This window comes from Hominiventricola sp. (genome assembly GCF_057604405.1).
On the sequence record NZ_DBLYVB010000034.1, the window covers coordinates 1 to 12065 of the forward strand.

At 47.4% G+C, this 12065-nt stretch carries 10 protein-coding genes and 1 pseudogene; 9 read left to right on the forward strand and 2 right to left on the reverse strand.

From position 1 onward, the window contains the following. The 8 genes from ACZMB2_RS13070 to ACZMB2_RS13105 form a co-directional block, all read left to right on the forward strand. Positions 1–393: TRAP transporter large permease subunit (locus ACZMB2_RS13070; protein WP_487597063.1), on the forward strand; the 393-nt coding region annotated here is incomplete at its 5' end. A gap of 21 nt (positions 394–414) precedes the next feature. Continuing rightward, on the forward strand, positions 415–1383 hold the full coding sequence (locus ACZMB2_RS13075) for an AEC family transporter (protein WP_487597064.1): 969 nt from the start codon (positions 415–417) through the stop codon (positions 1381–1383). A 52-nt stretch (positions 1384–1435) separates the two neighbouring features. Beyond that, on the forward strand, positions 1436–2584 hold the full coding sequence (dgoD, locus tag ACZMB2_RS13080) for a galactonate dehydratase (protein WP_487597065.1): 1149 nt from the start codon (positions 1436–1438) through the stop codon (positions 2582–2584). Between the two features lie 21 nt (positions 2585–2605). Beyond that, positions 2606–4102, forward strand: coding sequence for a UxaA family hydrolase (locus tag ACZMB2_RS13085; RefSeq protein WP_487597066.1), 1497 nt, complete (start codon positions 2606–2608; stop codon positions 4100–4102). 19 nt (positions 4103–4121) lie between these two features. After that, a complete protein-coding gene (locus ACZMB2_RS13090) occupies positions 4122–5420 on the forward strand; it encodes a nickel pincer cofactor-dependent isomerase, group 22 (RefSeq protein WP_487597067.1) in 1299 nt (432 codons plus the stop codon). 210 nt (positions 5421–5630) lie between these two features. Further along, complete coding sequence (locus ACZMB2_RS13095) at positions 5631–6284, forward strand: bifunctional 4-hydroxy-2-oxoglutarate aldolase/2-dehydro-3-deoxy-phosphogluconate aldolase (protein WP_487597068.1); 654 nt, start codon at positions 5631–5633, stop codon at positions 6282–6284. A gap of 17 nt (positions 6285–6301) precedes the next feature. Beyond that, on the forward strand, positions 6302–7303 hold the full coding sequence (locus tag ACZMB2_RS13100; protein ID WP_487597069.1) for a 2-dehydro-3-deoxygalactonokinase: 1002 nt from the start codon (positions 6302–6304) through the stop codon (positions 7301–7303). After that, positions 7296–8249: a phosphoglycerate dehydrogenase gene (locus ACZMB2_RS13105; RefSeq protein WP_487597070.1), complete on the forward strand. Its 954-nt coding sequence runs from the start codon at positions 7296–7298 to the stop codon at positions 8247–8249. Before ACZMB2_RS13100 ends, ACZMB2_RS13105 begins: the two co-directional genes overlap by 8 nt. Positions 8250–8493: 244 nt before the next feature. Here ACZMB2_RS13105 and ACZMB2_RS13110 read toward each other — a convergent pair. Then, positions 8494–9906, reverse strand: a pseudogene (locus tag ACZMB2_RS13110) (IS1634 family transposase); the annotation flags it as partial. After that, the gene (locus ACZMB2_RS13115) at positions 9881–10795 is read right to left on the reverse strand and encodes a transposase (protein WP_487597071.1); all 915 of its coding nucleotides are present in this window, start codon (positions 10793–10795) and stop codon (positions 9881–9883) included. The gene ACZMB2_RS13115 and the pseudogene ACZMB2_RS13110, both read right to left, overlap by 26 nt. Positions 10796–11352: 557 nt before the next feature. Here ACZMB2_RS13115 and ACZMB2_RS13120 point away from each other — a divergent pair. Next, on the forward strand, positions 11353–12065 hold a 713-nt coding region (locus tag ACZMB2_RS13120; RefSeq protein ID WP_487597072.1), incomplete at its 3' end, for an IS256 family transposase.

The window sequence follows — 12065 nt, forward strand, 5'->3', positions numbered from 1 at the left end:
CCTGCTATGATCACACAGGCGATCCTGAATTTCTCTACCAATAAGGTGGTCATCCTGATCCTGATCAACATCCTGTTGCTGATCGTAGGCTGCTTCATGGACACCACACCGGCCATGATGGTGCTTTCCCCCATCCTTCTGCCGGTGGCAACATCACTGGGACTGAGTCCGATCCATTTCGGTATTATCATGGTTGTGAACCTTGCAATTGGATTCATCACACCTCCGTTGGGTATCAATTTGTTTGTGGCAGCACGAATCGGAGATGTGAAGCTGGAAGTTGTGTGCCAGGGTATTATACGGTTCATCATTGCAATGATCGTATGCCTGCTGGCAATCACATTCATTCCGGCAATTTCCGAGTTCCTTCCGCGACTGTCGGGCATGTTATAAATTCAAGATCAAAAAGCTGCTGTGGCAACACGGCAGCTTTTTCAAAATGACGTTGGAGGGGAACGGTATGAAACTATGATCGCGATTGTATTTGGGTTGATTTTCAAGATCGTATTTTTGCTGGCTGTGGGATTTGTTATGAAGAAAAAAGGTGTTTTAAGCAGCCAGGATCAGAAGAGTATGACCACTGTTCTGATGAAAATAGTTGTCTTTTTCATGATCATCATGTCCTCACAGAATACATTTTCACTGGATGCGGCCCGGGCCATCGGTATCACGGGAATCGTGGCAATTGTAACCTATGCGGTCGGGATCCCGTTGGCGGCAATTCTGGCAAAGAGGCTGGGACTGCCCGGAGAACGGCAGCGGATTTTCGTCATGTCTGCCATGTTCTGCAACGTGACGTTTATGGGATATCCGATCTGTCAGGAGCTGTTTGGTGATGTGGGGCTTCTGTGTGCCATCATGTACAGCATGGTGTATAATATCCTTTTTTATACCTGGGGATTTGCTTACCTGGACGGCACCGGGAAGATGAACATCAAGTCCATTTTTACGAATAAAGTGGCCATCTGTTCTGTGCTGGCCATTGTCATGTATTTTGCCCAGGTTAAGATTCCGGAGCCTTTTGCAGGCACATTTACGGCTATCGGTTCCATGACCTTTCCACTGTCCATGCTGATCACCGGTTGTAATCTGGCGGATGCAGATCTGCTGGATATTGTAAAGAACAAACAGCTGTATATCATCACTTTTATCCGGATGCTTCTCGTACCGGCCATTGTATATGGTGTCATGCGGATACTGGGATTTACCGGTCTGCTGCTGAATTCCTGTACGATCATATCGGCGCTTCCGACAGGGACGATGACCAGTATCGTGGCGACGGATTTCCACTGTGAACCGGATTATGCGGCGAAGGCCATGGTGCAGACGCTGGTGGCCATGGTGATCACGCTGCCACTGTGGATTATGATCGTACAGATATGATGCTTTCACTTGCAATAACCATAGATATAAAAAAATAAAAGGGGAAGAGAAAATGAAGATTACGAATGTGAACACGTACCTTGTAAGACCTCGCTGGGGCTTTGTGGAGATCGAGACCGACGAGGGGATCACCGGCTGGGGCGAGCCGGTAATTGAAGGAAAAGCAGCGACGGTACAGGCCTGCGTAGAGGAAATGAAGCCGTACCTTATCGGCGCAGATCCCATGCGGATCGAGGATATCTGGACGGTTCTTTACCGGGCAGGCTTCTACCGCGGCGGCCCGATCCTTATGAGCGCCATTGCCGGCATTGATCAGGCACTGTGGGACATTAAGGGGAAATATTATAACGCACCGGTTTATGATCTGCTGGGCGGCAATCTGCGGGATAAGATGCGTGTGTACTCCTGGATTGGCGGAGACCGCCCCAGTGATGTGGCACGGGCTGCAAAAGAAAAACAGGATGCCGGATTTACGGCTATCAAAATGAATGCTACAGAGGAACTGCAGATCGTGGACAGCTATGAGAAGCTGGACGAGGTACTGGAGCGTGTGGCGTCTATCCGGGAGGCATGCGGCAGGAACTTCGGCATTGCAGTGGATTTCCATGGCCGTGTACACAAACCGATGGCAAAGATCCTGGCCAAGAAGCTGGAAGAGTTTGAACCCATGTTCATTGAGGAGCCTGTGCTGTGTGAGCATATGGATGAATTCAAGGAGATTGCCCACAGCTGCAACATTCCCATTGCAACCGGTGAGCGTCTGTTCTCCAAATATGATTTCCGCCGTCTTCTGGAGGCCGGCGGCGTATCGATTATTCAGCCGGATCTGTCTCATGCAGGCGGTATCACGGAGGTGCGCAAGATTGCGGCCATGGCAGAGGCTTATGATGTGGCACTGGCTCCGCATTGTCCGCTGGGACCGATTGCTCTGGTATCCTGCCTGCAGGTAGATGCTGTGAGCTACAATGCATTCATCCAGGAGCAGAGCATGGGCATTCACTACAATGAGTATCACGGACCGCTGGATTACATCCTGAATCCGGAGGATCTGGCTTTCGTGGACGGCCATGTGGATCTGCCGAAGAAGCCGGGGCTTGGTGTGACAGTCAACAAGGAACTGGTGCTGGAGGAGAATCAGCATCCGCACAGCTGGAAGAATCCGGTATGGCGGCATAAAGACGGGTCTGTGGCAGAGTGGTAAGAGGCAGGAGGATCGATAACTTTGGATAAGAGATTTATTCGCATCCATCAGAATGATAATGTGGCTGTGGCGCTGGAAGATGTTCCGGCCGGCAGCCATGTGACAGTGGATGGAAAAGAATACACAGTGGACGGGGATATTCCTTTTGGCCACAAAATGGCACTGGAAGACCGGAAAACCGGAGAGATGGTTGTAAAGTATGGCTGTCCCATCGGACATACGACCACCGATGTTCCGGCCGGCAGCTGGCTGCACAGTCACAATATGGCGACCAATCTGGAGGGTGTACTGGACTATACTTATGAGCCGGTGTCCCCCAGACAGAAATGCACCGGTATTTTGCCTGATACATTTATGGGCTACCTGCGTGCAGACGGTCGGGCAGCCATCCGCAATGAGATCTGGATCATCCCGACGGTATCTTGCGTCAACACCACGGTGAACATCATTGCAGAGCAGGCGAGAACTCTCTATGGAGACAAGTGTGACGGTATTTTTGCGTATCCTCACAATGCGGGCTGTTCTCAGCTGGGGGACGATTTTGACACGACCCAGAAGTTATTGTCCGCCATCGTCCATCATCCAAATGCCGGCGGTGTACTGCTGGTGAGCCTGGGCTGCGAGAATAACGACTTCGATCATTTTCTTCCGGTACTGGGCGACTATGACAGGAGCCGGATCAAATGTCTGATCACCCAGAATGTAGAGGGAGATGAGGTAGAGGAAGCGCTGAAGCTGGTAGGTGAGATTGCAGAGGAGACAGCGAAGGATGTCCGTCAGGAGCTGCCGGTGAGCAAACTGAAAATCGGTTTCAAGTGTGGCGGTTCTGATGCTTTTTCCGGTATCACAGCCAATCCGCTGTGCGGCACCATCGCCGAGAAGGTAACAGATCTGGGCGGCAGTGCGGTGCTGACGGAGGTGCCGGAGATGTTTGGCGCGGAGACCCAGCTCATGAACCGGGCAGATTCCGAAGAGACCTTTGGAAAAGTCGTAGCCATGATCAATGGATTTAAGCAGTACTACATGGATTATAACCAGCCAATCTACGAGAATCCTTCCCCGGGCAACAAGCGGGGCGGCATCACCACCCTGGAGGAGAAATCCCTGGGCTGTATCCAGAAGGGCGGCCATGCCACCGTTACCGATACGCTGGAATTCGGAGAGCAGTGTGTGAAACCGGGATTGAACCTGATGACCGGCCCGGGCAACGACAGTGTGTCCATCACTGACCTGCTGGCTTCCGGGGTACAGCTGCTGCTCTTTACAACGGGCCGCGGCAATCCGCTGGGAACAGCCATCCCCACCATCAAGCTGGCGTCCAACACTTCTTTATATGAGAGAAAAAATGCCTGGATCGATTTCAATGCGGGCATCGTTCTGGAGCGGCATTCTTTCGACCAGGCATCGGAGGAACTGTGGAAACTGGTCATTGACGTGGCTTCCGGCAAAGTCCGGACAAAGAGTGAAAAATCCGGTTACAAGGAAATTATGATTTTTAAAAACGGAGTAATTCTATAAACAGACAGGAGAAATGAACATGGCTTTAGAGACAAAAAAAGAGGGAAATGTGGTATCCAGCCTGGCAGCCACACAGCCCCTTCCCAAAATGGTAAAGATTAAACAGCTGCTTGACCACAGTCATTATACAGTGGAAGAGATTCCCGGTATCGTATATAAGGAACTGGATCGACCGGAACTGCGGGAGCGGATCCGTCCGGGGATGCATATTGCTATCACCTGCGGCAGCCGCGGCGTGGCAAACATTGCAATCATTACAAAGGCAATCGTTGATTTTGTTAAAGATTGTGGCGCAGAACCCTTCGTATTCCCGTCCATGGGAAGCCATGGCGGTGCAACCGCAGAAGGACAGGTGGAGATTCTCACCGGCTATGGTGTAACCGAAGATTTCCTGGGCTGCCCCATCAAGTCTTCCATGGATACCGTGGAAATCGGCAGACTGGACAATGGACAGCCGGTCTATGTGGACAAATATGCATATGAGGCAGACGGTATCATCCTGTGCGGCCGTGTTAAGGCGCACACTGCATTCCGCGGTCCTTACGAGAGCGGTGTGTGTAAGATGGCAGTCATCGGTATGGGCAAGCAGAAGGGCGCAGAAGCCGTACACAGGGACGGTTTCTATGAGCTTGGTAAAATGCTTCCGATCATTGCCAAGAAGATTTTCGATAATACGAAGGTACTGGCCGGACTTGCACTGGGCGAGAATGCTTTTGACCAGACCTGTCTCATCGAGAGCATGCTCGTTGAAGAGATTCTGGACAAAGAGCCTGACTTCCTGCGGAGAACCAAAGAACGTCTGGGCAAAATCTATTTTGACAATATAGATGTTCTTGTAGTGGATCAGATCGGCAAAGACATCAGTGGAGACGGTATGGATCCCAATATTACCGGACGTTACGCAGTTCCCCATATGAAGGGGGATATCCAAGTACAGCACATTGCCGTGTTGGATCTGACGGAAGAGACCCACGGCAACTGCAATGGCCTGGGACTGGCAGATGTAACCACCAAGCGTGCGGTAGATAAAGTCGATGTAGACTGTACCTACCCCAACGTGGTTACCTCCACCGTACTGCGTACCCCGAAGATTCCGCTGTTCACCCACAGTGATGAGAGCTGTATCCAGATCGCACTGCGCACCTGCAATTACATTGACAGAGAGCATCCGAGAATTGTGCATATCCAGGACACCATGAACCTGGAGGAAATCTACATCTCCGAGGCCATGCTGGAAGAGGCAAAGCAGAACGAGCATGTGGAAGTGCTATCCGCACCTGAAGACTGGGGCTTTGATAAGGATGGAAACATCCGGTAACCGTTCAGTTATACGTGATGCGGACAGCGCGTGAGCGCGGTTCTGCGAATGGCGCATCTGAACGGTTATAAGAATGTTCTGTAACCGGTTGACTTTATCTGACAACTGGTATATGATTTTAACGAATAAAATATTTTATCTATGATAAAATATTTTATAAAGTATGATACACAATAACAACAACGAGGAAGAAGAAAGGGGAAATTTATTATGTCACAGGCTGTTTTAAACAAAATTCTGGATGGAAAAATCATTGCTATCGTAAGAGGCATCCCGAGCGAGAAGATCGTTGATCTGGTAAACGCCATGCTCAAGGGCGGCGTATATTGCGTTGAGGTTACCTTTGATCAGTCCAGCGAAGAGGCAAAGAAGGATACGCTGAAAGCAATCTCTACCATCACAAAAGAGTTTGGTGACAAGGTTTGCGTTGGCGCAGGAACGGTTATGACCGTTGAGCAGGTTCACCAGGCAGTAGAGGCTGGTGCTGAGTACATCATTTCTCCTAATACAGATGAAGAAGTTATCAAAGAGACAAAGAAACTGGGCAAAGTATCCATCCCTGGTGCTATGACACCTACCGAGGCTGCATTTGCTTACAAGTGCGGTGCTGATATCGTAAAACTGTTCCCGGCAGGCGTTCTGGGCGCAGCATACATCAAGGCATTAAAGGCTCCTCTGAAACATATCCCGGTAACCGCAGTAGGTTCCGTAAATCCTCAGAACTGTGCTGAGTTCATCAAGGCTGGCTGCGTAGGCGTAGGCTGCGGCGGCAACCTGGTAAGCGCAAAGCTTGTAAACGAGGGAAGATTTGACGAGATCACAGCTGTTGCAAAAGAGTACATGGAAGCACTGAGCAACTGCTAATTCGATCACAGGAGTGTATGATGGGCAAGTATATCGTATATTTTGATTCGGGGACATCCAACAGCAGAATCTATCTGCTGGACAAGGATTTTCAGGTTTTATATGTGGACAAGAAGAACGTGGGATCCAGAAATTCCTCCATCGAGGGAAGCAACCGCGTGCTCATTGAGGGACTGTACGAGCTTTATACGAAGCTTTTACAGGAAAAACATCTGACGGAGGAGGATGTGACAAGCATCTACATGTCCGGCATGATCACCTCCCCCTATGGCATGAAAGAGGTGCCTCACCTGAAGGTGCCGCTGTCTGTCCAGGAGTTTGCGGACAGTCTTTACTGCCATTACGAGGACACCTTGTTCCACAGAAATATTTATCTGGTTCCGGGGCTGAAGACGGTAAATGACGATTTCTCCTTTGTGGGGAACATGAGAGGAGAGGAGATCGAGATCATCGGTACGCTAGATGAGCTGCGCAGCAGAGGCATCACCCATGCGGCACTGATGATGCCGGGCTCCCACACCCATGTGACCTATGTCAAGGATGACGTGGTGAGCGACATCATTTCCAACTTTACCGGTGAGCTTTTCTATGCGCTGAAAAAGGAGACCATTATGGCTCCGATACTTGGCGTGGAAGCGACCGCAGATGACCTGGATCCCGAAATGATCCACAAGGCTCTGGAGAATCTGGACCGGCTGGGCTTCAACCGTTCCCTGTATATCTGCCATGCCATGCGGATCATGGAAAGCGGAACCCCGCTGCAGCGTTTCTCCTATGGAGAAGGCGTTGTCAATGGCGGCGTGCGCAAGTCACTGGAATACTACTGTGAGCATTTCTGGAAAGGCTGCGATACGCTGGTTATCGTATCTGATGAATTTATGTACAGACTGTTCTCCATTATTTTTGAAGGAAGTCCTTATATCAAAAACATTGTCTGGATGCCGATCTCTGCGACAAAGAGCTATGCCGTAGAAGGCCTCCGGAAGATTGTTGGTTTAAAAGGAGAAGAAAATGAGTAAGAAAGTTTTAATTACATCCAGATCTTTTGGTAAGATCAGTGACGAACCGAAGAAAGTGTTAGAGGATGCCGGATTCGAGATCACCTTCAAGGGAACCGATTTCGATCAGGACGAGTTCAACAGAATCATTCCGGAGTATGATGCACTGGTGATCGGTGCACATCCGTTCCCGGAAGAAGTGATGGAAAAATGTGACCACCTGCAGATCATCTGCAAGCATGGTGCAGGTCTTGACAACATTCCGCTGGAAAAAGCAAAAGAATGCGGGATTGCCGTGTGCAACGTACCGGGAACCAACTCAAATGCCGTTGCTGACCTGGCCATTGGCCTTATGCTGGCGGTGACAAGAAATATTGTGATTGCAAACAACCGTGTCAGAAACGGGGAGTGGAAACCGGCCATCGGTGTGGACGTATGCTTCAAGACACTGGGTATTTTCGGCTTCGGTGCGATCGCAAAGAATGTGGCAAGAAGAGCCAACGGCTTTGGCATGAAAGTACTGGCATATGATCCTTACGTAAAAGAAGTACCGGAAGAGTTCAAGTCTTTTGTAACGCTTTCTTCTATCGATGAGATTATCAAAAATGCAGACATTATTTCCATGCACCTGCCGCTGACAGATGAGACAAGAGACATGATCGCTGCAAAAGAGATGGCTGCCATGAAGGAGGGCGCTTACATCATCAATACCGCAAGAGGTGGTATCGTGAATGAGCATGACCTGTATGAGGCAGTAAAATCCGGCCATATCGCAGGTGCCGCTCTGGATGTATCCGAGCAGGAGCCCATGGCAGAGGACAATCCGCTGCGTACCCTGGAGAATGTCATCATTACCCCCCATATCGGTATGTACTCCAAGGAAGCTATCGGTGCTGTCAGCCTGATTTGTGCACAGAACGCTGCTGCCAAGCTTGAAGGTAAGGAATTACAGTTCCGGGTGGTCTAGGACAGGACGTCCGGCATGACAGCTGGGATCAAACAGAAGACTGGTGCATAGAGATGTCCCGGCGGGACAGAAACATCCTGCCGGGGTGCTTTTTGTCACCCGGGCGAACAAAACGTCGGGATTCCTTGACAAAGATTTCCTAAAATCTTATAATCCCAAGTTTGACACTTTTAAAAGTAAAAAATGGCTATAACCCCAGTGTTTATGCGGGGTGTAGCCATTTCCTCTTTGGAATCGATATGCGCTATTTTTTTGTTTCTCTTGTTTTTGTATATTTTATAATGCTTCGCATCACGGATTTTGGAATGAATTCATAATCTGTATGGAATCCAAAAACCTTATGTAAGTCATCCGTGAAATTTGTCCTTTTATACGCTGGAATATAGCCACTTTCTTTTGTGAGAAGTGTAAGCTGCATTCCTCGAAGCGTGCTCAGGATCTCTTCGCAGGTATATTCATTTGGCAGTCTTTTCTCTAATAATCGATAGAGTAGCAGACTGATAAAGCAGATCAGAAAGTGCGCCTTTATCCGGTCTTCCCGTCTTACATACACTGGTCTTGCTTTGAAATCTGTTTTCATAATCCGGAAATTTTCTTCGATCTCCCAGCGCTGCCGGTTGATCTTAAGGATCTCATTTACATCACCTTCAAGATTTGTGATCACTGCATAAAAACCATCATATTTTTCTCCTTCGGTGATACGGTCATGATCAAGCCCAAATATTTTCTTTTCTGCAATCTCTTCCTCTTCCGTAATCGATGTCTGCTTTACAAGACGTGCCGGATCATTCTGATTTTTCCCACGTCTTTTCCTGCTCGGTTGATCGACCATCTTTTGTGCTCTCGATATTTGCTGTTAGCGGATCCGTTTTTGATAAGCACGATACTTTGGCGAGTATGATACGATGACAGTCTCGTCCATCGTTCCGTTTACAACCGGCATCTCTTTGTAGTAAATGGTGTCATACACTTCCGGGTCCGTTTCATCAAGTGTGGAGATGTCAATAAAGCTGTTGGAACCGGGTCTTTTGAAATACCTGCTATCCAGAGCGACGGCCTTATCTTCCTCTTTCATTTTTTTTAGCGACTGAGTGATGACATAAGCCCGATTTCCGAAACTGTTATATCTGTGGTTCGCTTTACTGCCAAGACCTGCATCAGAACAAAAGATGAATTCACTGCATTCGAAATCTCTGATCATCTTTGACTCCAGTGGCTTTAAAGTGGTCTGTTCATTCTGATTGCCCGGAAAAATATCAAATGCAAGCGGCATTCCATCCGCATCCATAAACAGTCCCATAGTTACGATCGGATTCGGTCTGTTTTCTTTGCTTTTATCATACTTTCGCAGATCGTCATCCTGTTCGATCTCAAAATAATAATTCGTGCAGTCATAGTAGAGGATCTTTTTATTGCGTGGATGGATAAAGTTCGAGTTTTTATATAACTCTTCCTGAATAAAATCGGATTCTTCCGCCATAACGGAGAGTGCACGATAGACGTTCTGCAGATCATACTTTGGTGGTTCTAAAAGCGTTTTGCAGAACGAATAGCTGCTTAGTTTGCTGGAAGGAGAAAGGATTCTTGCAAACACGAGATCGGTCAGTATCGCATGGAAATCGTATTTAAAGTTATGCTGATTTGAAATCTTGCGGCATGTCCGCTATTTTTTGACGTACATCACGGTTGATGTCCTCGATGCTGTAATAGACCTTTTCTTTCAGGTCTTCCAACAGATGTGTTTCCAGAAACTGTACGTATTTTTCCACCGTAGGTTTGCCTTTCGGTTTCCGGGGCGGTGGCGGCAGGATTACGACATCATAAAAGCTTTCCAGATCCTGATAAGCACTGTTTATAACCAATTCATCTTTGGTGTGTCTGGTGATCGCCGTTTTTAAGTTGTCGGGTACAAGATATTTAGGGAGTGCCCCGTAGGAGTTTAATGCATGAACGGTTCCGGCAATAAAGTTGGGAAGCTTTTCATCTTCAAACGCTTCAGCATAAACAAGGTTGCTTACGCCAACAGTCGTGACAAAGAAGTGGACTTTCTTAAGTTCGCCGGTGATCGAATCCATAAGTATTTCCGGCTGGTCGCCGATCCAGTCGATATAGACTTTCTCACCAGGGATCCGTTCCACTACCATGCTGACAGCTTCTGAACCGTAATTCTTTTCAATAAAACGTTTGAAATGCAGGCAGTACTGTGTGTACTGATAACCGGAAGGACACTCTTTCTTGTATTTCAGCCAGAGATAGAACAGGTTTGCCTTACTGCCCGGCGCAGTCAGTCTGTCATATACCATCTGATAATCCGGCATGACAGAATCGTCTTTTCTGCGTAAATTTTCCGGTGGAAAGAATAAATGCTCCACCTCCTCTGCGGACATTTGTTTCAGAGAGTTAAGATCCTTGCCGCATGCATGAAAACGGCTCATGATCAGAGAAATCGTGCTGCAGCCAATGTGGTACCGACTGCGGCAGTCACCATAGGATATGCCACGCTGACGCATATCTATGATTCCAAGAATTGTAGTACAGTTTTGCATAAGTGTATGCTCCTTTCTCGTAAGTATTTTTTACTACGAGAAAACTATACCACAATGTGTTTTAAACCGATGATCCGTATCCGTACACCGGTGAAGCAATATGCTCACACCGGTTCAAGCGAAATACGCACACCGATGAAGCGAAATCTGCATCCTGATCGGCATTATACCAGAACGAAAGGGCGGTTAGCAGGAAAATATTCGAATACCCATAAAAGAGCGTACTGAGCTAAAAATACGAGTACAAAGAAAAGAGGATAAGTATGCCCATATAAAAACAAAAAGCAGGAATCATAGTTTTATAAATACTTACGATTTCTGCTTTTTGCTAAAGTTAATGACATTGAGTAAATACAGGGCTTGGCGGGTTTTCTGCTTTGTCAGATTTTCATGGTGTTTTTTCTAGGGTATGTCAAGTTTTTTGTGTAAGTTATAAGAAAAAATTTATTGGGGAGGGGAACCTCCCCTTTTATGGAGTCTGTGAAACTTTTTCTGTAAAATAATCTAGGCAAGGTCCTTCTATGATAAAATAATTATCATTAGGAGGGCCTTTTATTATGGCAAGACAAAAGAAACCTGTACACAGAGTACAAATGACCGATGGTAAAAGAAACATCATTCGGCAGCTTCTCGAAGAATACGATATCGAGACTGCAGAAGACATCCAGGATGCTCTCAAAGATCTCTTAGGTGACACCATTAAAGAAATGATGGAGGCCGAAATGGATGATCACCTTGGATACGAAAAGTCCGAGCGTTCTGACAACGATGATTATCGTAACGGCTATAAACATAAGCAGGTAAACAGTCGGTATGGTTCTATGGAAATCGAAGTCCCACAGGATCGAAAATCGACCTTTGAACCACAGATTGTGAAAAAGCGTCAGAAAGATATTTCTGATATTGATCAGAAGATCATTTCTATGTATGCAAAGGGAATGACCACTCGCCAGATCTCGGAAACAATCGAAGATATCTATGGTTTTGAAGCATCAGAAAGTTTCATATCTGACGTGACAGATAAAATACTTCCTCAGATTGAAGACTGGCAGAACCGTCCACTGGATGAGGTATATCCGATCCTTTACATCGATGCAATCCATTATTCTGTGCGGGATAATGGAGTCATTCGTAAACTTGCAGCTTATGTCATTCTGGGTATTAATACAGAGGGCAAAAAGGAAGTCCTGACCATTACAATCGGTGACAATGAAAGTGCGAAATACTGGCTTTCAGTCTTAAATGAACTGAAAAATCGAGGAGTTAAGGA

Excerpts from the sequence above, each read along its gene's own strand:
- ACZMB2_RS13100 (WP_487597069.1), top strand. The coding sequence starts at position 6,302 with ATGATGGGCAAGTATATCGTATATTTTGATTCGGGGACATCCAACAGC.
- ACZMB2_RS13095 (WP_487597068.1), top strand. The coding sequence starts at position 5,631 with ATGTCACAGGCTGTTTTAAACAAAATTCTGGATGGAAAAATCATTGCT.
- dgoD (WP_487597065.1), top strand. The coding sequence starts at position 1,436 with ATGAAGATTACGAATGTGAACACGTACCTTGTAAGACCTCGCTGGGGC.
- ACZMB2_RS13115 (WP_487597071.1), bottom strand. The coding sequence starts at position 10,795 with ATGCAAAACTGTACTACAATTCTTGGAATCATAGATATGCGTCAGCGT.
- ACZMB2_RS13105 (WP_487597070.1), top strand. The coding sequence starts at position 7,296 with ATGAGTAAGAAAGTTTTAATTACATCCAGATCTTTTGGTAAGATCAGT.
- ACZMB2_RS13090 (WP_487597067.1), top strand. The coding sequence starts at position 4,122 with ATGGCTTTAGAGACAAAAAAAGAGGGAAATGTGGTATCCAGCCTGGCA.